General features: G+C 40.7%; 20 protein-coding genes. 3 read left to right on the top strand and 17 right to left on the bottom strand.

All coding sequences use genetic code 11. The annotated features are described in order from the left end of the window. The first annotated feature begins 1 nt into the window (after window position 1). Window positions 2-2701, top strand: coding sequence for a translation initiation factor IF-2 (gene infB / locus HMPREF0014_RS23595; protein WP_002156968.1), 2700 nt, complete (start codon window positions 2-4; stop codon window positions 2699-2701). Continuing rightward, on the top strand, window positions 2701-3102 hold the full coding sequence (locus HMPREF0014_RS23590; protein ID WP_002157043.1) for a ribosome-binding factor A: 402 nt from the start codon (window positions 2701-2703) through the stop codon (window positions 3100-3102). The genes infB and HMPREF0014_RS23590 overlap by 1 nt, the downstream gene beginning before the upstream one ends. Before the next feature lie 56 nt (window positions 3103-3158). On the opposite strand, the gene HMPREF0014_RS23585 is transcribed toward HMPREF0014_RS23590, so the two are convergent. The 15 genes from HMPREF0014_RS23585 to HMPREF0014_RS23515 all read right to left on the bottom strand — a co-directional run bounded on the left by HMPREF0014_RS23585 (window position 3159) and on the right by HMPREF0014_RS23515 (window position 19546). Then, on the bottom strand, window positions 3159-3563 hold the full coding sequence (locus tag HMPREF0014_RS23585; protein WP_002157026.1) for a Na+/H+ antiporter subunit G: 405 nt from the start codon (window positions 3561-3563) through the stop codon (window positions 3159-3161). 12 nt (window positions 3564-3575) lie between these two features. Further along, entirely contained in the window at window positions 3576-3851 is a 276-nt protein-coding gene (locus HMPREF0014_RS23580; protein WP_002053531.1) for a monovalent cation/H+ antiporter subunit F, read from the bottom strand. Further along, window positions 3848-4375, bottom strand: a complete 528-nt coding sequence (locus HMPREF0014_RS23575) for a Na+/H+ antiporter subunit E (protein WP_002156972.1) — start codon at window positions 4373-4375, stop codon at window positions 3848-3850. The genes HMPREF0014_RS23580 and HMPREF0014_RS23575 overlap by 4 nt, the downstream gene beginning before the upstream one ends. A gap of 2 nt (window positions 4376-4377) precedes the next feature. Then, window positions 4378-6189 carry a monovalent cation/H+ antiporter subunit D gene (locus tag HMPREF0014_RS23570; RefSeq protein ID WP_002156993.1) on the bottom strand — a complete coding sequence of 604 codons (1812 nt, stop codon included), beginning with the start codon at window positions 6187-6189 and terminating at the stop codon, window positions 4378-4380. Continuing rightward, entirely contained in the window at window positions 6189-6557 is a 369-nt protein-coding gene (locus HMPREF0014_RS23565) for a Na+/H+ antiporter subunit C (protein ID WP_000624229.1), read from the bottom strand. The genes HMPREF0014_RS23570 and HMPREF0014_RS23565 overlap by 1 nt, the downstream gene beginning before the upstream one ends. Next, window positions 6554-9403, bottom strand: coding sequence for a monovalent cation/H+ antiporter subunit A (locus HMPREF0014_RS23560; protein WP_031944152.1), 2850 nt, complete (start codon window positions 9401-9403; stop codon window positions 6554-6556). The genes HMPREF0014_RS23565 and HMPREF0014_RS23560 overlap by 4 nt, the downstream gene beginning before the upstream one ends. Before the next feature lie 314 nt (window positions 9404-9717). Next, the gene (locus HMPREF0014_RS23555) at window positions 9718-11100 is read right to left on the bottom strand and encodes an AAA family ATPase (RefSeq protein ID WP_006580954.1); all 1383 of its coding nucleotides are present in this window, start codon (window positions 11098-11100) and stop codon (window positions 9718-9720) included. Window positions 11101-11123: 23 nt separating this feature from the next. Continuing rightward, window positions 11124-12626: a UvrD-helicase domain-containing protein gene (locus HMPREF0014_RS23550; protein ID WP_002156955.1), complete on the bottom strand. Its 1503-nt coding sequence runs from the start codon at window positions 12624-12626 to the stop codon at window positions 11124-11126. A 9-nt stretch (window positions 12627-12635) separates the two neighbouring features. Next, entirely contained in the window at window positions 12636-13409 is a 774-nt protein-coding gene (gene hisIE / locus HMPREF0014_RS23545) for a bifunctional phosphoribosyl-AMP cyclohydrolase/phosphoribosyl-ATP diphosphatase HisIE (protein WP_004710809.1), read from the bottom strand. Window positions 13410-13571: 162 nt separating this feature from the next. Then, window positions 13572-13970: a VOC family protein gene (locus HMPREF0014_RS23540; protein WP_006580955.1), complete on the bottom strand. Its 399-nt coding sequence runs from the start codon at window positions 13968-13970 to the stop codon at window positions 13572-13574. 26 nt (window positions 13971-13996) lie between these two features. Then, entirely contained in the window at window positions 13997-15310 is a 1314-nt protein-coding gene (locus HMPREF0014_RS23535; RefSeq protein WP_006580956.1) for an NAD(P)/FAD-dependent oxidoreductase, read from the bottom strand. A gap of 120 nt (window positions 15311-15430) precedes the next feature. Next, window positions 15431-17050, bottom strand: coding sequence for an AarF/UbiB family protein (locus tag HMPREF0014_RS23530; protein ID WP_002156982.1), 1620 nt, complete (start codon window positions 17048-17050; stop codon window positions 15431-15433). A gap of 12 nt (window positions 17051-17062) precedes the next feature. Continuing rightward, window positions 17063-17731: a hypothetical protein gene (locus tag HMPREF0014_RS23525; RefSeq protein WP_002156948.1), complete on the bottom strand. Its 669-nt coding sequence runs from the start codon at window positions 17729-17731 to the stop codon at window positions 17063-17065. Between the two features lie 11 nt (window positions 17732-17742). Beyond that, window positions 17743-18690, bottom strand: coding sequence for a bifunctional demethylmenaquinone methyltransferase/2-methoxy-6-polyprenyl-1,4-benzoquinol methylase UbiE (gene ubiE / locus HMPREF0014_RS23520; RefSeq protein WP_002156970.1), 948 nt, complete (start codon window positions 18688-18690; stop codon window positions 17743-17745). A 148-nt stretch (window positions 18691-18838) separates the two neighbouring features. Further along, on the bottom strand, window positions 18839-19546 hold the full coding sequence (locus tag HMPREF0014_RS23515) for a hypothetical protein (RefSeq protein WP_002157018.1): 708 nt from the start codon (window positions 19544-19546) through the stop codon (window positions 18839-18841). Between the two features lie 209 nt (window positions 19547-19755). Here HMPREF0014_RS23515 and HMPREF0014_RS23510 point away from each other — a divergent pair, with 209 nt between their 5' ends. Further along, window positions 19756-21174, top strand: coding sequence for a polyphosphate--AMP phosphotransferase (locus tag HMPREF0014_RS23510; protein ID WP_006580958.1), 1419 nt, complete (start codon window positions 19756-19758; stop codon window positions 21172-21174). Window positions 21175-21197: 23 nt separating this feature from the next. Here HMPREF0014_RS23510 and HMPREF0014_RS23505 read toward each other — a convergent pair whose 3' ends face one another. Next, the gene (locus tag HMPREF0014_RS23505) at window positions 21198-22517 is read right to left on the bottom strand and encodes an MFS transporter (RefSeq protein WP_006580959.1); all 1320 of its coding nucleotides are present in this window, start codon (window positions 22515-22517) and stop codon (window positions 21198-21200) included. 179 nt (window positions 22518-22696) lie between these two features. Then, window positions 22697-23209 carry a hypothetical protein gene (locus HMPREF0014_RS23500; protein ID WP_004710796.1) on the bottom strand — a complete coding sequence of 171 codons (513 nt, stop codon included), beginning with the start codon at window positions 23207-23209 and terminating at the stop codon, window positions 22697-22699. Window positions 23210-23211: the final 2 nt, after the last annotated feature.

The raw sequence follows: 23211 nt of genomic DNA, 5'->3' as shown, positions 1-23211 counted from the left end.
TATGACGGACAAGTCGATTAAAGAGTTAGCTCTCAGTGTAGGACGTCCTGTTGAGAAGCTCCTAGAACAGGCTCGCGAAGCAGGTTTGCCTCAACGTACAGCAGACGACATTATTACCACTGAACAACAGGACACTTTAGTCAATCATTTGAAAAAAGTGCATGGTCAGGAAAGTGGTAACACAGGAAAAATTGCGTTGAAACGTAAAACAACCAGTACCGCTAAAGTTGCAAGTACTTCAGGTAAAGCAAAAACAATTAACGTAGAAGTACGTAAAAAACAGGTTTTTGCTAAACCAAACCCAGAACAAATTGCAGCAGAGGCTAAAGCGCGTGCAGAAGCAGAAGCTAAAGCACGTGCAGATCAACAAGCGCGTGAAACTGCAGAGCAAAAAGCGCGTCTTCAAACAGAGCAAAAAGCAAAAGCAACTTTAGATGCAATGCGTGCTGCTCATCAACAAGATAGCGCTGCACAGTCAGCTCCTAAAGCTGCCGTTGTAGTGAAAAAACGTGGTGGTGGTACAGTAAAACCTGCACCAAAACCAGCAGAAACATTAGAGCAAAAGAAAGCGCGTGAAGCTCAAACAGCTCAGTTAAAAGCAACTGAAGAAGCTGCACGTCGTAAAGCGGCTGAAGAAGCTCAGCAACGTACGCTTGAACAAATGCGCAAAATGGCATCTAAGTACTCAAATGACGATGCTACTACCACAATTCGTGTAATTGATGATTCTCCACTTGCTTCAGGTCTTGTTGGCCAAGCGTATGAAGATTCATTTAAGCAAGAAGACCGTGAAATTAAACGCGGTGGCGCAACTACTAACCCGCGTGCGGGTAAGAAAGGTGGTCGTCGTGGTCAAGAAGAGCAAAGCTTCGTTAACCATAACAAACGTGGTTTAAAATCAAGCCAAGCAAACAAGCATGGATTTGAAAAGCCAGTTAAAAAGCAAGTCTATGACGTAGAAATCGGTTCAAGTATTGTTGTTGCCGATCTTGCTCAAAAGATGGCGATTAAAGTACGTGAAGTTATCAAAACACTTATGAAAATGGGTGAGTTGGTTAATCAAGATCAAGCTATTGACCAAGATACAGCGGCACTTGTTGTAGAAGAAATGGGACACAACCCTGTTCTAGTTTCTGATACACAGGCGGAAGATAACTTGCTTGAAGCGGCTGAAGAAGCACGTGGTGAGCAAACAACTCGTCCACCAGTTGTTACGATTATGGGTCACGTTGACCATGGTAAAACATCATTGCTTGACCGTATCCGTCGTTCGAAAGTTGCGGCTGGTGAAGCAGGTGGTATTACCCAGCACATTGGTGCGTATCACGTTGAAACAGACAAAGGGATTATTACATTCCTTGATACACCGGGACATGCTGCGTTTACTTCAATGCGTGCACGTGGTGCTAAAGCAACAGATATCGTGGTATTGGTTGTTGCGGCAGATGATGGTGTAATGCCACAAACTGCGGAAGCAATTGACCATGCACGTGCAGCAGGTACTCCAATTATTGTTGCAATCAACAAGATGGATAAAGAATCTGCTGATCCAGACCGTGTGTTAAATGAATTAACAACGAAACAAATCGTTCCAGAAGAATGGGGTGGTGATGTTCCGATTGCTAAAGTTTCAGCACATACTGGACAAGGTATTGATGAACTTCTTGATTTAATTCTTATTCAATCAGAATTGATGGAATTAAAAGCATCTGCTGAAGGTGCTGCGCAAGGTGTTGTTATTGAAGCGCGTGTTGATAAAGGCCGTGGTGCAGTAACTTCTATTCTTGTTCAAAACGGTACATTAAATATTGGTGACCTTGTTCTTGCAGGTTCATCTTATGGTCGTGTCCGCGCAATGTCTGACGAAAACGGTAAGCCAATTAAATCAGCAGGACCATCTATTCCGGTAGAAATTCTGGGTCTTCCAGATGCTCCAATGGCAGGTGACGAAGTTCTTGTTGTAAATGACGAGAAAAAAGCACGTGAAGTTGCCGATGCTCGTGCTGACCGTGAGCGTCAAAAACGTATTGAGCGTCAAAGTGCAATGCGTCTTGAAAATATCATGTCGTCAATGGGCAAAAAAGATGTTCCTACAGTGAACGTTGTTTTAAGAACTGACGTACGTGGTACTTTAGAAGCATTGAATGCAGCTTTATATGAACTCTCTACTGATGAAGTAAAAGTTCGTGTAATTAGTTCTGGTGTTGGTGCGATTACTGAATCTGATGTAATTCTTGCTGAATCTTCAGAAGCAGTATTGTTAGGCTTCAATGTTCGTGCTGATACAGCTGCGCGTCAGAGAAGTGACCAAGACGGTATCGATATTCGTTACTACAGCATCATCTATGAATTGATTGATGATGTGAAAGATGCCATGAGCGGTAAACTTGCTCCTGAACACCGTGAAACAATCTTGGGTGTTGCTGAAGTACGTGAAGTATTCCACTCAAGTAAGTTTGGTGCAGCAGCAGGCTGTATGGTACTTGAAGGTACATTACACCGTAATAAACCGATTCGCGTATTACGTGATGACGTGGTTGTGTTCCAAGGTGAACTTGAATCATTACGTCGTTATAAAGATGTAGTTGATGAAGTTCGTGCTGGTATGGAATGTGGTCTTGCGGTTAAAGGTTATAAAGACATCAAAGTACAAGATAAGATCGAAGTATATGATGTTCAATTGATTAAACGGAGTCTTTAATGGCGGGTAGCCAACGCTTAAAGCGAATGGCGGATTCAGTACAGCGTGAGCTGTCTGATCTAATCCGTCAGGAGTTAAAAGATCCGCGTCTGGGTGGTCTAGTGACCATCTCAGCCGTGAAAGTCAGTGCGGATATGGGATACGCTGAAGTTTACGTTACTGTTATGGGGCGTGAGCTAGGTGATGAGCAAAGTGAAGCAGCAAATAAAGAAACTTTAGATGTATTAAATAAAGCTTCTGGTTTCTTGCGTCATGAACTCAGTCGTCGTATCAAAACACGTATTACGCCTCGCTTACGTTTCCATTACGATAAGACGAATGCATATGGTAATTATATGTTTGGTCTTATTGAAAAAGCGGTACAAGATTTACCGGAACGTAAGTCAGATGACGAAGAGTAATTTATACTCAAAATAAAAAAGCCACCTTTGGGTGGCTTTTTTATTTGTTCACATTTTTATTCCTGAGGAGGCTCCATCGGAGGTTTGTTTTGTGAAAAGCGTTGTCCGATTTTATAGCGATCCCATGGTAATGGACGTTCGATTGCTTCAGGAACTTCACCACTTAATGAGCGTAAACGCAGATGTAGTGCTGCTTGTGCAATTAAATTGGCTGAAACAGGTGCCGTAATGAAAGCTAACAGAGTGATGAGAAGTTCGGCAAAGCCAAAACGACCTTGAAAAGCAAAAAAGATCATTGAAGCAATTAAAAAGCTACCTAGTCCTAATGTACTCGATTTGGTAGGCGCATGTAGTCGCATAAATAAATCGGGTAGGCGTACCATGCCGATTGAACCAACTAACATAAAGAACGAACCAAAAACCAGAAAGATCGAAACAATAATTTCCATTGTAATTTGCATTTTGACCTCCCTCTAATCGATTACATGACCGGTTGTAAAATAACGAGCCAAAGCAGCTGTCGATACAAACCCTAGCATGGCAACTAATAATGCCCCTTCAAATAAAGAGGTGGTTGTCCAATAAATACCTAATACAACAATGAGACAAGTTGCATTTAGAAAAAGGGTATCAAGTGCTAAAAGGCGATCTACAATTGATGGTCCCATCACCATGCGAAACAGACAGAGCAACATAGAGATCGTGATGGCAATCAAGCTAATGCCAAGTGCATAAGGTAGGATGGTCATGTATTGTCCTCCGATTTGCTTTTCACATCAAAAATTTCCATGAGTGGAGCCTCATAGCGTTGTTTGATGTCTTGCACATCACTTTCAGTATTTTCTGTACTGAGCGAGTGTACCAAAATGTCACCACGCTCTTGATCAATACCAGCAGAGACCGTACCTGGTGTTGTGGTAATAATCATTGCGAGTAAAGAATTTACTTGTTCATGTTCTGTTTCTAATGGAACACGGTACCATTTGGGATGTAATTTTTTAGGTGACCCTAATACCAGTTTAGCAACGCGAAAATTGGAAACAATAATATCCCACAGTACAACAAAGCATAGTTTTACTGCTGGTTGCCAATGAATGTGCGGTGTTCTAGTAATAAAAGGTCGAACCAATCGAGGAATCACAAGCCCCAAAATTACAGCCATAAGCAGGTCACTTGCATCAAGACTATGCGAGAGCATTAACCAAAAAACGATAATTAAAAAAGAAACAAATGGATGCGGGAACCAGCGGTCAAGCAATTTAGATAGCTGCATTGTTATGGCTCCATAGGTTTCAGTTGACTTTCATCAGCAATGGTTGGCGTTTGCAATTTTTCTTGCTGCTGAATTTGGCGGTGTTTGTATTCGGAAATATGTACACCGTTGTATGTGTCTTTAGAAATAATGTCAGGTATCAGATAGGCATTATGATCTTCAACTTCTCCACCATATTTTGTTTCTGGTAAATAAGTTGAATCATAAGGCTGCACACTAATGATTTCGCCATTTTGATCAGTTTTAAGAATAGATTGCTGATATAAGGCGTGATTTTGAATTTGCTGAGCAGTGCTTGTGGTGTAGTGCAACACAGGTGAAGCAAATACGACATAAGCCACTAAACCTGCAAGCAAAATATAAATCACTGAATCATTACGTGGTGGTGCACGTTCAGGTAAAGCCCGATAAATAATATAAGCAGGATTGATCGGATCTTCTTCTGGTGCTGAGGCACGCCAGAATAAAATAAATCCGACACGTGTTAACGCAATAATGCTTAATAGACTGACCACAAGCACAATACCAATTACCCAGCCTTGATATGCTGTTTCAACAGTTGCTTGTAAAATAAACACCTTTCCAAAGAAGCCACTAAAAGGTGGTAAACCAGCGAGCATCATGGCAATTAAGAAATAAGTCAGCATGGCTGCTTTTTCTTGCTTAATTCTTGGTGCGATTTTTAAGTGATCTTTGAAATCACCGCGTTGCGAAGTCATCCAACCACAGAACAAGTAAAATGCAGCACCGATCAGTGTACTGTGGACTAAATAGAATAGTGCCCCTGACCACGCTTGCGTATTTGACATAGCAATTGCAGTCAATAATGTACCAATCGAAGACAGCACCATAAAACCAACAAAACGTCTAAGGCGATCTGCACCGATTGCTCCAACCACACCGTATAGAGACGTAATTAAGCCAATTGGAAGAAGCCAACTTTTAAAGATTTCTTGGCTAAGTACATCATTAAATACAGTTCCATTTACACGCAAAATGGCATAGATGCCCACTTTAGTCATAATGGTAAAGATCGCTGCGACAGGTGTACTTGCAACGGCATAAGTTTTTGGTAGCCAAAAACCCACTGGTAGCATGGCTGCTTTAATACCAAACACGACAAATAACAGTAGGGCACCAGCGACTGCTAATTTATGTTGATCTGCATCTAAAGTTGGTAAAAGGCGTGAAACGTCAGTCATATTTAGACTGCCTACACTGCCATAAATCATACCAAGGCCAATTAAGAATAGGGCAGAGGCTAAGAGATTGATAATGACATAGTGTACGCCAAGCTGAAAACGTGGTTTGCCTTGTCCATGCAACAGCAAAACATAGGACGCCATAAGCAAGATTTCAAAGAAAACGAACAGGTTGAATAAGTCACCTGTAAGAAATGCTCCGCATAGGCCCATTAAAAGAAAATGGAATATAGCGTGGAAATAGCGACCTCTCGTATCCCAATTCTCACTTGCATACCATAAAACCGGGACTGCTAAGGCATAGGTTAAAACCAGCATAAATGCTGAAAGTCGATCAAGTACCAGCACAATACCAAATGGTGCTGACCACTCGCTCAACTGGTAAACAGTAATTTGGCCTGTATTAGCAACAATCAGATAACTAACAGCAGTGACTAAACCTGCGATTGCTGAGAGCAAGCTAATGCCACGTCGCCAAGGTTGACGCCAGTCTTCTTTTAATGCACCAGCGCCAGGATTGCCTAGAAGCAGTAAAATAAAACCAGTAAATGCCGGGATGAGGATGCTGAAAATTGGTGTATTTGCTTGCCAAAAAGATAAAAAATCAAACATCACGGCTCATCCTCACGTGGGTCGTATGTTGGAGAAATATCTTCTTTTGCATCAACGTGGTCACTTCCTGATTCATAACGGCTGCGTAAAGCCAGTTGCACAATAAACGCTGTGGTTGCGAAACCGATAACGATCGCAGTTAAAACAAGCGCTTGTGGAAGCGGATCTGTAATATTGGTAGTCTCCGTTAGGATAGCTGGCGAGCTGACTTGCAGACGGCCCATCGCAAACAAAAATAAGTTAACCGCATAACCTAGTACGGCTAAACCCAACACAACAGGAAAGGTACGCGCACGCAAAATAAGATAGATGCCTGTAGCAACAAGTAGCCCAATGGCAGAGGCCAGTAAGAATTCTAAACTGATCATGATGATTTCTCCCCATGAGGTACAGGACCAGACATACTCGAGTGGCGAGAGTCTCCTAATACAGAAATGAGTAGCATAGTGGCGCCTACCACCGTGATATACACACCCAAATCAAAGCTTGCTGCTGAAGCCAGATGTAGTTTTCCTAAAATTGGTAACTCAATATAGACATGAGCACTAGTTAAGAATGGACGTGCCCAGAACCATGCGGCAATACCAGTTAAGCCCGCAATTGTTAAACCAGAACCAATCCAGATTTCATAAAGACGACCAGATTGTGCTTTTAACATTTGTTCTGCTTGATCTTGACCTAAAGCAATGTACTGAATAATAAGTGCCATTGAGGTAATTAAACCTGCAATGAAGCCACCGCCAGGGTAGTTATGTCCGCGCATAAAGATATAGACACTTACCACCAACGCTAAAGGTAAAACCCAAGAGGCCGTAATACGGAACATAAGCGGAGATGGGTTAAAGCGGTAGGTGAGGCCTTGTGTCATGGTGGTACCGTGTACGCGCATGCCATCCATAAGACATAGCGCACCAATCGCAGCAATGCCTAATACGGTAATTTCACCAAAGGTATCGAAACCACGGAAGTCCACCAAAATAACATTCACGATGTTAGAACCACCGCCAAGTGGTAAAGATTGCTGAGCAAAGAACCATGAAATCGAATTATGGTCACGCGTTAAAATGAGCCACGTAATCCAGCCGATACCTAAGCCACCAATGATTGCTAAAAATGCATCTCTTAAACGTCTTGAGCGAGTAGATTCATAAGGTGTCAGCTGTGGTAGTAAAGACAAACTCATCAACAAAAGAACAGTCGTAACCACATCTACCGTAATTTGAGTAAGTGCTAAGTCAGGTGCAGACATGGTAACGAACACCATGGTCACCACGAGACCAATTGCACCGCTAATGAGTACAGCTTTGATGCGTTCATGGTGAAACCAGAGCATCATCCAGCAACCTGAGAATAAGGTTAGCCAAAGCACAACTGCAATCCATGGGGCATGAGTCAGCTCACGTGTACCTGTGGTAAGCCCTTGATTGAGCAAAGGCATGGTCACCATGATGGTGCTAAAAGCAATGATTAAAAATAGGTAACTTTGCAAAGAACCATTTTCGGTTTTTTGTTTGATTTTTCGGCTCGTTAATAATAAATGCTTTAAGAATAAATCAAATAAAATACGGCCTTGTAAGCGACCGAGTCTTGGGTCAAGGTCGATCTTACGAATCATGCCATCTTTTGCTAGGGCAAAATAGAAAAGCGTACCTCCAGCCAAGGCAATAATACTCATGACTAATGGCGCATTGAATCCATGCCAAATTGCAAGATGAGTTCCTGCAAAATCAGGCTGCATAAGACTTGCGCGTGTCACACTGTTAACTAAAGGCTCGACCAGTAGGGCAGGGAAAATACCGACCAAAATACATAGTGCCGCGAGCAATATAGCTGGTGCTCTCATGCCGATAGGTGGCTCGTGGGCATTTTTATTTGGAACTTGTTTACCCAATGGGCCATCAAAAAATACGCCGTGAACTAAACGAATTGAATAACTCACTGCAAAAATACCGGCAAGGGTCGCAATAATACTGGCAAAAATAACAGCCGATCCTGAAAGGTTCGCTAACAGTTCGGTAAAGAACATTTCTTTAGAAATAAAGCCATTGGTAAGAGGAACACCTGCCATTGAGGCTGCAGTGATCATAGTGAGCGTTGCGGTAAACGGCAGTAGCTGCCAAACGCCACTTAATTTTCTAAGATCACGTGTACCTGTTTCATGGTCAATAATCCCTGCAATCATAAACAGGGCAGCTTTAAAGGTTGCGTGGTTAATAATATGAAAAATTGCAGCGGCAACCGCTAAAGGTGAACCAATACCTAATAAGCAGACAATAAGACCTAAATGACTAATAGTTGAATAGGCTAATAATCCTTTTAAATCTTCTTTGAAGATAGCAAAGCATGCCGCCATACAAAGCGTGAATAGGCCGACAAACGTGACAATGTTGTGATAAAGCGCCGCACCAATAAAGATAGGTGCAAGACGTGCTAATAAGAAAATACCTGCCTTAACCATGGTGGCAGAGTGCAAATAGGCTGACACCGGGGTGGGTGCTGCCATTGCATTGGGTAACCAAAAATGAAAAGGGAACTGAGCACTTTTAGTAAAAGCACCAAGTAGGATAAGCAAAAGCGCTGGAACAAAAAGATGATGACTTTGAATGAGGTCTTTCATTCCGACAATATCATTAATTTCATAAGTACCGGTGATTTGCCCTAATAAGACAAATCCACCTAGCATGGCGAGTCCACCCATTCCTGTAATGGTAAGTGCCATGCGCGAGCCACGTTGAGCAGCTTCGTAATGACTCCAGTAACCTACTAATAAGAAAGATGAAATACTGGTAAGTTCCCAAAACACTAATAAAATAATTAAATTGTTTGAAAGGGAAATACCCAGCATTGCTGCCATAAACAGCATGAGTAATAAATATAATTTACTTAATGAATTTTTAGGGCCTAAATAATAATAGGCATAAATATAAATGAGTGTACCGATACCGGTAATAAGAAGAGAAAATAATAAACCAAGGGCATCAAGTCTAAAGCTCAGATTAATTCCTAATTGCGGTAACCAATCCCAACTTTGTTGAATGCTTGCACCACCAAGCACAGTTTTAGCCTGAGTCAGTAATAAACCAAAACTGGTTAAACTGACTCCGATCGCCCCTAAAGCCGTTACTCCACGTGAAAACCGTTGAAGCAATGAAACAAGGGTGGTGCCTAATATTAACGGTAATAAGATAATTATCGGTAGCACACTCGTATCCATATATAATTTAGACCGAAGCCTAAAGGTGAAATTTTCATTTCAGAATAGATAGGAATTCAAAGAGATTTCCAAAGCTTATATTCTGAAAACCCGACCAAATTAGAAAAATAAAGCGAGAAACAAGTTGTATTGCGCAACTTGAATAATAAAAACGCAAAATGAAATTTATTGTACACTAAAAAATCATTAAAAATCTGATGTTATTACATGTGGTAACAACATCTAGTGATTTTTCAGCTCAAAAAACAGATTTCATCGTATATTTAGCGAATCCGGTTTTTATTATAAAAATTGAGCTATATGGATAATAACGTCTACAGAGATGAGGTTTCTTCCGAAGTATCTCCTGCATGAATCATACGTAATAATTCATTTTTTTGTTGTTCATTTAAGTTTTGAATTTGTTGGTACAAATTGTCGATCTGGGCTGTTGTAGGTTCAGTATCAGGTGGCAAAGTATCTATATGTGGTGCTAAAGCTTCATCTCGATGCAAGAGGGTATAAAGGTGTTCGAGCTGCTGCTGAGTCGTATTTAAATCAAGTTGACCTACTTTGCCATGTTCTAATTTAAAACATTGATAAGCAGTCGCATGCTCAAGTAATTCTTCACGGCTCCCAGTCACTATGATTTGTAAACGCGGAAATGCTTGATGAAGTCGATTTAAAATTTCTGAACAATGTTGAGCATCTAGTTGTGAATCGATCTGGTCAATTAATAAAATTCCTTCGCCTTCAAGGCAAGGATCTAAGCTGAGTGGGTTGAGCAAACAAAGTCTGCGTACAACATCCCCTACGAGTGCGATCCATGTTTTTGTGGTATTGGAAAGTTGTTGAAATGCTAAAGCTTCACCTTTGTAATGTACCATGAGTTGAAGCCGTGGATGATATTGTAGGTAAAGGTCTTCAAGTTCTGGAAATATAATCTTTAACGCTGATTTAAGCGCATATAGATTTGGTGAAGGAAGCTGTTTAGGTTGCCCTGCCAATTCGATTTGAAGCTGATGTAAAAGTTCTTCCTGATTTTGTGGATTAGATTGTTTTGAAATAATTCGTTGTACAACCTGCGCTGCTTGCGCATTTTCAATATCGCTAATTTCACGTAACCATTCAAAAAAGCGAGTAAAAGTTGTAAACGGGATTAAACTAATTTCATAAGCAGAAATAGACTGAGTAATACCTGGAAGGTTTTTATTGAGTAAATTTATATCGTTAACAAATCGTTCAGATGGGTAATAGGCAAGTAGAGGAAGTCCTTGAAGCGGGTCTTTTCTGGTGACTTGATGATAAAGCGTAACAGTTTGATCGAGCTGCTGAGTTTCAACTTGACTAATACCCACACCAGTTGCATTTAAGGTCTTAAATAGTTTCCAACTACAAACGGATGTGTCGGTTTGCTGTGCAGATGTAGTTTCAGGTAATTGCCCGAACTCTGAAGGAATATGGATACTCACTTCTATTTTAGATTGTAAACGAGAATGAGTAATGTCTTGATCGGGCATGACAACACCCGGAGTGCGGACATCTTTAAGACGCGCAGGAAACCACGTTAAAGCATGATAAATATGCTTAAGTAGCATACTTTTACCGGTTGCCTGCTCACCTAAAATTAAAGTAATCGGTTGCTTATCATATTGAAACTGGATCTTTAGGTCATGAAACAGAGCAACATGTTTAAATTGGATGGATTGAAGTCTCATAGGCTCACCTAATTATGAGCGCTTCAACCAACCGACTTACGAAGACTTAAAGGCGCCCTTACTTTTAATTGTTGTATCAGATCATAAAGATGATGGATGTTTAGACTTACTTTAGCACGAGTACAGGCCACGTAAAGTAATCTTAATTCCTCATCTGTAATCTTGTGTTCTAAGCCATTAATTTTAAATTGATAATCATCTTCAATATGGACACGATTCCACTCTAGTCCTTTTGCTTTATGGGCAGTCGAGATGACATAGTCAGCTTGCTCAAGTGGGGTAATCTTTGCAAGTGCTTTTTTCAGTGGGTCGGTACCGTGATCATCCACCAGTTTAACCAATGGTTTAATATCACTTCCCTCATTGGTTTCACAGTATTCATGAACATCATGCCATGAGTTAAACCATGCTAACTCGGGGACGTCAGTAACTCGTTTTCCTTGCTTCAAGAGGCTTGCAGCATCTACAAAACGGTTTAGCTTTTGATGGTCAGCTTGTAAACTCACTTTATCGCCGTGAACTAAGCCTGCCAATAACAGCTCCATTGCGCGAGCATTAGTACGACATAAAATCGCATCACGCATTTTTGTATGCGGTTTATTGACTACGCTTGATTTTTGGTTCGGATTACCAAGTAAAGGTACTGTCTCATTTAAGCCACCTAGCAAAGCATTGGCGACATCGGCAATTGCCTCTCCAAAACGAAAAGAAGTGGTGAGGCGAGACTCTGGCAAAGGCAGCTGTTGCATGGCATTTACTGCACCGCGCCACGCGTAGATTTGCTGGTGGGCATCACCTACATAAATAACCTGCGTACTTTTTTGACGTAGCAAAATACCCAACATTAAAGGGTCAGCATCTTGGGCTTCATCAAATAAGACATAATCTGCCGGAATGTTAGGTTCAGACAATGCCCAAAGCTTGAGATAAATATCATGACCAATTCCCGCTTGATGGTTTGGGTCGATGGACTCAAGCCAGCGGCGTTCAACAGCAGGGTAAAGGTGGGTCTGTAGCTCAGTAATATCGTCTGGATGTAACCAGTTTGGCGCCTGAATATGTCGAGGCGCTGGATATTGAGAACTGGTCGAACAGAAATAGCTTACTGCATTGGCGACAAGACTCGCTAATCGACTTGGCATTAAGACGTATTTTTCATAACGTCCACCCATCATGCGTCGTAAGGTAATCGGTTCTAGTCGATATTCTTTGGCAATAAAACTTGGACTTAAGCGAGGTAAGCGTAATTTATCAGTCACACCACGTGGCACACTACGAAACGCGAGTGAGTGAAAAGTACGGCAGTCTACATTGCGATGAAATTTGTTCTGAGCTTCGCCTGCAATGGCTTTGTTAAATGCCAAATACATTCCACGCCGTTCAGGCATGGCATCACTAATCATTTGTAAGGTAGTAGTTTTACCTGTACCCGCATAGGCAATCACTTTAAATGATTGCCCAAGACGTGCGTTATCTATGGCAATTGCTTGCTCATAGGTGGCTTTAGGTTTTTCGATATTCGACACTGAGTGATTTTAAACCTTATTGCGGTTAGCTTTTTCAACTAAACCAGATAAACCCTGACGACGAGCTAATTCGTCAATAATAAGCTGTGGATTAAGATCGAAATAACCCAACATGACAATGCTATGGAACCACAAATCGGCAGTTTCATAAATCAAGTCATTTAAATTGCTTTCTGTATTTTGAGCAGCGTAGTCTTTTGCAGCAATAATAGTTTCTACGCTTTCTTCGCCAACTTTTTCTAAGATTTTATTAATGCCTTTTTTGTAGAGGCTTGCAACATATGAAGTGTCTGCTTCTGCTTGCTTACGCTCTTGCATCAATTGCCCTAAGTGAGCAAGCACATCAACTTGTTCAGTGGTGTGAGCATGATCGTGGCTTTCAGTTTTAGCTTTGTCACCATAAATTGCGGTAGGGTCTTTTAATTGTGCATCGACAATTTCCCAACCCTGTGGGGTAAGTTTACGGTAGAAACAAGACTCACGACCTGTATGGCACGCTATACCGCCGTGTTGCTCAACTTGTAATACGATTACATCACCATCGCAGTCCAAACGAATTTCATAAACTGTTTGAAAATGACCTGATTCTTCACCCTTGTGCCAGAGTTTTTGGCGAGAGCGAGAGAAGTATACAGCCTGATTTTTTTCTGCTGTGAGCGCAAGTGCTTCACGGTTCATCCACGCTACCATCAAAATACGTCCGGTTTGATGATGTTGAGCAATGGCAGGGATAAGACCTTGTTCGTTAAATTTTACTTCATCGAGCCATTGCGTGTTATTCATGAGGAATCACCAAAGAAATATGAACTATAAATTGATTTCTGTCAGATGCTAAAAAATAGCTTGTATAGTGTACGGCATCAACGCCACTTTGCGGAAAAATTCTTTGTTCTTTTTGTCTTTGTCAACGTAATGAATAGCTTGCACTTCTTACTTATGAAGAGCCTATTTAGGTGGCTGAGTCGTTATAATATTTGAAATCTCAATCAAATTTTGATCTGGATCGCGAATATAAACTGAAAGGATAGGGTGCATTGCACCAGTACGTTCAACGGGGCCTTCTTCAATTTGTATATTTAATTGATTAAGCTGTGCAACCACTTCTGAAATGGGAGTATCTGAAATAAAACACAGGTCGGCAGATCCGGGAGTTGGCTGTAATGCCTTAGGTTCAAACTCGTTACCTTGCTGGTGTAAATTTATTTTTTGATTTCCAAACTGTAGAGCCTTTCTATCGCCTTTAAAGGTAATGACTTTAAACCCCAGCGCGGTTTGATAGAAATTACATGTATTCTCAATACTGGCAACAGTTAAAACAAGATGATCAAGATGGCTGATTTTCATATTCTATTCACTATCATTTGGATGGGTTAATAGTCAGACAGAGATTCATTTTTTAAATGAAACGCACTGCTTTCTTTAGGTAATTGAGCGACTTGATCATAATCAAGTTGTCGAAATGGACCAGTCTTTAAGCCTGAAATCGTAATTGCCATTTCTTTTCGAAAATAAGGAATTTGATACATCCAAGGGAAAACTAGATCTCTTAAACTTCCCGCCCACCAATGGTCAGATTGATATAGTGGTGTTAGTAAGCGACTAAGAAATTGATAAAACTGGGTAGATGAACCGCGAAGCTGATGATAATGCTGCCAGAGCAAGGACCAATCAATATTCTGGTTTTTTTGAGCTTGCCGCAATGATTGAGAAAAAGCCCAAGCATCTAATAATGCCATATTTGCACCTTGTCCTAACTGAGGACTCATTGCATGAGCTGCATCTCCAATTACCCCAATTCGACCTTGACCAAATTGGGTCATGACGACATCACGGTAGTTTGCAGATAACCATTTGGGCTGAGTTTGACTGCTATACAAAATTTCTTTGAGCCACTCTGCAACTTTTGGCCAACGCTCAGAGACTTGCTTTAACCAAGTCTGTTTAGCTTGTTCATCTTGCAAAAAGCTTTGTAATTGTGTGGTAGGTAAGCTCCAAAATATACTCGAAAGGCGCTGTTGAGGTTTGGTTGGAACCGCTCCTGTAGGAAGAATTCCCATCATAATTTTCGAGCGATCATAAAATTGATGCAGAATTTCAGGTTCAAGGAATTGGCACTCAGGCACGATACTCCACGCTGCACCCCAAGGGTAGGCTTGGTCAACCTTTACCCATGCTTTAGGACGTAATTGACTACGAGCACCATTGGCAATGAGTAGGCCATCAAAACAAGCATCAAACTTTTGGTTTTGATGAGTTCCGGATATTCGAACCTCTTCGTTATGTTCTTCAAATTTTTCAACAGAATGGTTCATATGCCAAGTAATCTGGCTTGAATACTCGCTAAGCTTTTGAGTGAGTACATGACACAAAGTGGCACGGTGTATACCTAAACCATAAAGATTTGCTGATGCTTCGTGATAGTGACTGTTAACTAAAAGACGTTTGTCCGGAAGTTGCCCTTCTAGGCCTGTGACTCTTGCACCTAATGTTAAGGCTTTGTCGAGTACACCTAAATGTTGAAATACAGCTAAACCCGCAGGTTGTAGCAGTAAACCGGCCCCTACCGGAGATAACTCATCAACTTGTTCAAAAATAGTAACGTTGTTGCCTTCACGGGCGAGCAAAATTGCGGTGGCTAAACCTGCTGTACCTGCACCAACAATGGCAAAATGAGGTGTTTTCATTGTTTGTTCTTTTCAAGTATTTACAGCTTCAATTTAGCAATGAACGAATAAACGATCTATATTTTTTAAAATTAAAGTTTAGGCATAAAAAAATCCCTTGCGAGGCAAGGGATTTAGAATTTATTTCAACACACGCCAAAGCGCTAATAAACTACTCAGCACAATTAAAATAATGGAAACAAACCAAGGGCTAATAATGGCAATGGTTAGTAAAATCAGCATGGTACTGCCAAACATCCAGCTACGACGCTGTTGATGTTCCATTTGCAAACGAAGTTGCTGAATTTCACGTAACTGACGGTCCTGCCAAGCAGACTGATTCTTTAAACCATTTAAGCTATCAATAATTAAGCTTGGGAAATCTTGAGCGCCTAAAAGCAGGTCAGGTAATTGCTGGCCAAGTTCTTTTACATTTTTGACTGGGTTCATGTTGGATTTAACCCATTCTGTCAAAATTGGTTTTGCCAATTTCCAGATGTCGAGTTGCGGATAAAGGTCCGTACCTAAGCCTTCTACATGCACTAAAGTTTTGAGCAGCAGCATGAGCTGTGGTGGAATCTCAAGATGGAAGCGACGGGCAATGTCCATCACTTGAATTAAGATACCTGCAAAATCAAGTTGATCCATTGGTTTAGACACCATTGGCCCAACAGTACGGCGCATCTCACGTGCTAAAGCGTCTTGATCGGTACCCGGTGGAATCCAGCCAGCTTGATGCACAATTTGAATAAGCTGCATAAAGTTGCTGTTCATGACAGCAAGCAACATGCGGGCAACCGTCATCTGGTCGTGCTTAGAAAGCTCACCCATGATCGCACAATCCAGTGCAATAAAGCGTGGATTGCTTGGGTTGATGGTTTCTACAAAGACATTGCCGGGATGCATGTCGGCATGGAAAAAGTTATCGCGGAATACTTGCGTAAAGAAAATAGTTAAGCCTTTTTCTGCAAGTTGTGCGCGGTCCATGCCTAAACGGTCAAAGGTTGCCGTGTCTGAAATAGGTACACCAGTAATACGTTCAGCCACCATAACATCTTTGGTGTCCATGTAGACTTCTGGCACATACATCATGGTCGAACCAGTGAAGTAATGGCGCATACGACGAGTGTTATCTGCCTCAATACTCAAGTCCAGCTCATTTAAAATGATCTGGCGGTAGTCTTGAATAATTTCAGATAAATGTAATGCACGAGCAGCTTCAAGGCGGCTTTCTAGTGTATTTCCTAGCCATGCCAAAATTTCAAAATCTTGTAAAATCTGGCTACGAATATCTGGACGAGTGACTTTAACAACAACTTCTCGGCCATCATGTAGTGCCGCTGTATGAACTTGTGCAATTGAGGCAGCAGCAAGGGGTTGGTCATCAAAGCGAGCAAATAGTGTATTTACGTCTGCTTTTAAAGAGTCTTGAATACGTTGTTTGGCAACATTGCTATCAAAAGGTTTCACCTGATCTTGAAGTAAAACCAATTGAGCGAGTATTTCAGGTGGAATTAGGTCGCGTCGAGTTGACAGTAACTGCCCAAGCTTAATTGCAAGTGGTCCCATGTCTTCTAAAGCTTCTTTAAGCTTTAAAGGATTCTTGCGCTCACGACTCGACCATGCTGCCGGATGCATTTTAATAATATTTAATGCATGTTTAGCTTTAACTGGTAGTTCATCCGCAGGGAACAACGTATCGAGTCTATAGTGCGCTGCAATACGCCAAAGTTCGAGTAAACGTGAAACGTGCGGAATCATATACGGTCTTACCTAGTCTTGAGTGGGTTGTAGTTGTGCATTGAGCTGCTGTAATTTAGCTTCTAGACGGTCAATATCTTGATTAAGCTTACGCGTAGCTTGATTTAAATCGTCCATTTCCCAACGTGGGGCAAATAAACCACTGTCTTCTTTTAAAGCATCTTCAGCGAAAAATAGATGGCTTTGAAGAGAGCGTTTTAGATGCTTGGGTGCAAGTTGAATCTTACCAATTTCATGAGCGAGTTGAGGGCCAACCCATTTTGATAAATGCGCAGCTAAATCAGGTTCAGTCTGCTGCATAATTTTTTGAATATCCTGTAATAGGTGATAGTCACCTTGTAGCGGGATATTACCAATCTGGTCGGGATCGCTCACCAATAGTTTGATGAGTTCAACAACATCTTTGACATGTAAAGTAGCTGTTGCTTCAGAAATTTTAAATTGCGGATCAAAAGGGCGTTGTTCAAAAATAGAAGGTTTTTCGCTGTGCCCAGTTGCAGTAGGTTCAAGACGTACTTTTTCTTGGTCAAAGAATACATCGACAGAAAGCTGCGGGCTATCGATGACAACACGCAACATTTTGCCCTGTAACTGATTGAGCTGAATGCGGGTTAATGCATCCAGATCGATCAGATGATGAATGATACGTTCGACTGCACCGAGTGCTAGAATCGACCACATATCGCTATCCCTTACAGTTTGAAACCGCGGTGAACAGCAACAATACCGCCAGTCAGGTTGTGATAGTCACAGTTCTGGAAGCCAGCATTTTCCATCATGCCTTTTAAGGTACGTTGGTCTGGATGCATACGAATTGATTCAGCCAAATATTTATAACTTTCTGAGTCATTGGCAACCAATTTACCCATAATCGGTAAAGCGGTGAATGAGTAGAGGTCATAAAGTTTTGAAAAAGGCTCAAATACTGGTTTAGAAAACTCAAGAATCAGTAAACGACCACCTGGTTTAAGTACACGGAACATAGAAGCAAGCGCAGCATCTTTATCCGTTACGTTGCGTAGACCAAAGCTAATGGTAACAAGGTCAAAGCTGTTATCTGCAAAAGGTTCTAAAGTTTCAGCATTGGCAAGTACGAAATCGACATTGGTACAGCCTGCATCAATCAGACGGTCACGGCCAACATTCAGCATCGATTCGTTAATGTCTGAAAGTACCACATGACCTTGAGGACCAACTTCACGGCTAAATACTTTTGCTAAGTCGCCTGTACCACCAGCAATGTCTAACACGTGTTGACCACGGCGAACACCAGACATGTTAATTGCAAAGCGTTTCCATAAACGGTGAATACCAAATGACATCAAGTCATTCATAAGATCATATTTGCTTGCAACCGAGTGGAAAACTTCAGCAACTTTTTGTGCTTTATCTTCAGTTCGAACTGTTGAATAACCAAAGTGAGTTGTTTCACCAACGTTGCCAGTGTTGCCTGCACCACGTGGTAAATTGTATTTTGGTACAGAACCGCTAACAGGTGTATCTGTTAAGGTTTGCTGTAAAGTTTGTTGTTGCCCTTGAGGGGTACCTTGCGGTAAAGGTGAGCTTAGGAATGGGCTAACTTTGTCTGAACTTTGTGCCTGCTCAGTTGGAGATGTTGGCTTTTGGTTTTCGTTAGACATATTGTCTCTCCTAGACTCAAACTCAAGTGAAACGGAATAAGTTCTGCATGATGACAGATTTTGTCTATTTTTACAGGCATCATCATGCAAATATAATGAATAAAATCTCAACTTCGCGAGGTTGAGTTTTTTCTATGTGCCGACCTTATCACACTCTAAACGGATTCGGATGTCCTGAATGTACTTTTTCAACAATCTGACGTTCTTTTTCCGTAAAAGTCTTAATGAAAGCCTCTGCTGATTTTAATGGTTTCATTGCGGTAAAACCATCTTGAATAAAATCATACATCAATTCGAAGTGATATTTTTGTGCAATACCTTTACACATTTTAAAAGCAGTGAACATCATAAATGAACGCATGTATTTATCGAGTGCTATCCCTAAGTCATCAAGAAGGGCAAGCTGCTGGTAACGGGCTTCGGCCTGATCAAGCTTGATTAAGGTTAAACGCATGATCTCATCAGTGAGTACTGTATCTGCTGGATAGTCTTCAAGAAGCTGCATGGCCACTTGTTCATCAAGTTGCGTGGCAAGTACAGCCAAACTTACCGACTTTGTTCCTGTTTTAATTGCGTTTTCAGGTAGGACTTTTTCTGCTTTATGGGCATATTTCAATAATCGTTCAATTTGTGCAGCAAGCGCATCAAACTCTGGGCCGCCATATAAACGGTTTAAAAAATACTCTGACATGAGCTTGTGCTCTGGCAGATTAAAAAAGTCGTGATGCGTTTCTTTCATCCGCTCTTTTAACCATGTTTGTACATCTTGCAAACGCTGGGCAAGCACTGGATTATCGTGATAATTAAATGTTTTATATTGTTGTAAAAGATCATCAAAAGCAGCGAGTTTAGACATTTAAGGCTCTAATATTGGGCTATTTGCAAAAAATCATAAAAGGCATTGTAACCTTCTACTATGGCGAGTAGATGTAAAAAAAATGATTTATGCGTCAATTTTTAGACAGAATTTTGCTGCAATGACATAATTTGTATAGCAATTCATCATCTAAGCGCATAAGTTAAATAACAACGAAATTAAACAATAAAAGATTAGAGCAGTGGACTATGAGTGAACAACAACCAAAATTTGAAATTCGAGACGAAGAACAGCTTTCGGTCGATTTGATTGAAGCACAATATGCTTTAAAAGATAGTCGCGGTAAAAAAAATGCTAAAAGTACGCTCATTTTAATGAGTGGCATCGAACTGGCCGGAAAAGGTGAGGCTGTTAAACAGCTTCGAGAATGGTTAGATCCGAGATATTTAAGGGTAAAAGCAGATGCACCGCGTGTGCTGACATATACAGAAGCTTTTTGGCAGTCATATTCAGAGTTTATTCCGACTGAGGGCCAAATTGTGGTGATGTTTGGCAATTGGTATAGTGACTTGTTGGTTACCGCGACGCATGTGTCAGAGCCTTTGGATGAGGCACGTTTTGATGCATATGTGGAAAATATGCGTTCATTTGAACAAGACCTAAAAAATAATTATGTCGATGTGATTAAAGTCTGGTTTGATCTTTCTTGGAAATCATTGCAAAAACGTTTAGATAAAATAGACCCTTCTGAACAACATTGGCATAAACTCCACGGCCTAGACTGGCGTAATAAAAAACAATATGACACTTTGCAAAAGTTACGCCGCCGCTTTACCGACGATTGGTACATTATTGATGGAGAAGATGAAAAACAGCGCGATCAATTTTTTGCTCAGTATCTTTTACAACATATGCGTCAGCTACCTGAACATGAAAGTGAAGTCAAAGGGAAATGGCAGCAGGCCAAGATTCCCGAGAGTTTATTAAAACCTGCTCAAGAACAGCTTGATAAAGCTGAGTACAAAAAAGAGCTCGATAAACTCAGCAAAAAAATTGCCGATACCATGCGTTTTGATAAACGTAATTTTGTGATTGCTTTTGAAGGAATGGATGCTTCGGGCAAAGGGGGGGCCATTAAACGAATTGTGAAAAACTTAGACCCGCGTGAATATGATATTCATTGTATTGGAGCACCTGAACGTTTCGAAGCAAGGCATCCTTATTTGTGGCGTTTTTGGAACCGCATTAATGAAGCCGAAAAAATTACGATTTTTGACCGTACTTGGTATGGCCGAGTGCTAGTAGAACGTGTGGAAGGTTTTGCGTCACCTTTGGAATGGCAAAGGGCATACGACGAAATTAATCGCTTTGAAAAAGACTTATTTGATAGCCAAACGATTGTGGTAAAAATTTGGCTAGCGATTAGTAAAGATGAGCAAGAACAACGTTTTAAAGCCAGAGAAGAGACACCGCATAAACGCTTTAAAATTACCGCAGAAGACTGGCGTAATCGTGACAAATGGGATGATTATTTAAAAGCAGCAGCAGATATGTTTGAACGAACCAGTACCGAATATGCTCCTTGGCATATTGTTGCCACTGATGATAAATATACTGCGCGTTTAGAAGTGTTAAGAGCGATTTTGAAACAGTTAAAGGCAGACTAATGTCTCCTTTAACTGTTTGAATATTATTGAACTGTTGGTTGTACAAATTGATCCTTAATTGAAGAGGATTTTGTAGCAAGAGTTTGTCGATTGCGAAATACAATAAGCGTTGCAATCAAACTGATGATTGCGGCAAACATTAACCAGAAAGCAGGCATACTTTTGCTGCCAGATTCTTGAACAAGATATGTGGCAATCATAGGTGTTAACCCACCAAATATAGAAGTGGCAAGACTATACGCTACAGAAAAACCAGCAATTCTTACGGAACTTGGCATCATTTCAGTTAGGGAAACAACCAATGCGCCGTTATAGAAACTATAGAGCAGAGATAGCCATAGTAGTGAAAGTAACATGTGTGCCAAACTAATGTTTTGAGTTAGCCAACTTAATAAAGGATAAGCACTTACAAAAATTAAAATGGTTGTGGTGATTAATAATGGCTTTCGGCCAATTTTATCTGATAAATAACCACCAATAGGTAATAAAATAAAATTACTTGCTCCTACCATCACTGTTGCAAATAAGCTTTCTGTGCTTGTTAAGTGTAGGACTTCTTTTCCATAAGTTGGGGTGTAAACTGTAATGAAATAGAACATGGTTGTGGTTGTTGCAACCATACACATTCCAACAACTACAATTTTCCAATTTGCTGCAAGCGTTGACATAATTTGTCTAGTAGTTGGATGCTCTTTTCGAGATGAAAAAGCTTCAGTTTCGGCTAAGGATTTACGTAACCAGAATATAAAAGGAATAATTGCACAGCCGACAAAAAATGGAATACGCCAAGCCCAGGCATCAACTTGAGCTTTTGTAAAGGCTAGACTGACTAAATAGCCTAATGTAGCAGCAAAAATTACAGCGACTTGTTGGCTGGCAGATTGCCAACTGGTAATAAAACCACGGTTATGTGGTTCCGCAATTTCAGATAAGTAAACCGAAACACCACCTAACTCAACGCCAGCTGAGAAACCTTGGGCTAAACGGCCAACAAATATTAAGACAGTGGCTGCAAAGCCGATAGTGGCATATCCAGGTGTTAGTGCAATTAACAATGAGCCAATTGCCATAATACTTAAGGTGACCATCAATCCTTTTCGGCGTCCAATTCGATCGACATATGGACCTAAGACGAGTGCACCAATTGGACGCATTAAAAAACTAACGGCAAATACCAAAAAAGTTTTCATTAGCGCGGCATAGCTGCTATCAGAATGGAAAAAAGTTTCACCTATGGCTTTTGCATATAGACCGAAGAGAAAAAAGTCATATTGTTCTAGGAAGTTGCCACTGGTCACATTAAAAATGGCACGTAAACGGGATGTTGATTGTCCATATTCCACAATGGCTCTCCGTATTTCATTTGGCATTGTAAACTGAATAATAGACTTTTAAACTTTAGTAAAACTTAAAAAAATAAGTGAAGATTAAAGTTTTTAATATATCTTTTGTTTTATTGTGTAAATTTTAAAAGTAAAAAATAAGGCACAGTCATGTGCCTTAAAATTATGATAGGACTATATTAATGCTCAAGTACTGTTGAGTTGCGTCCTTTTTGTTGGATACGTTTAGCAAGATTGTAGCTGTCATTTAAGTGAGTTTGGGCTATTTTTTTCATCATAAAATAACCTAAACTTGCTGCAACAATTTGTCCGCCTAACGGAATAAATTTCGTCACTTGTTTCGTTACGATTTTGCCAAAGAAACCGTTAAAGGTTTTTTTAACGGTTGTACGCGCGACCACAAAACCTGAAAATTGAAAGCCACGTTTACGCAATTCATCCCAATGAATGGTTTTTGTTTTTGGATCATAGACGCTGACATGTTCAGGTGCTAAACCAAAACGGGAATTAATATCGGGAATAAGCTGTGACAAAATTCCCAAATCTACTACCACGTCAAAAAAAGGAATGGGTACAATTGCTGCACCAGCAGAGACGTAAGCTCTTTTCTGAATGAGATCGTGGCACTCATCGCGAATTTGTTCCAGATTTAGGCTAGGATCAATATAGTCAGGAATGTTATCAATTTTCATAA

The sequence above is a fragment of the Acinetobacter sp. RUH 2624 genome (assembly GCF_000162375.2).
Taxonomy (GTDB): domain Bacteria; phylum Pseudomonadota; class Gammaproteobacteria; order Pseudomonadales; family Moraxellaceae; genus Acinetobacter; species Acinetobacter nosocomialis.
Note: the sequence above shows the minus strand (reverse complement) of the source record. Positions and strands in the feature narration are given on the sequence as shown.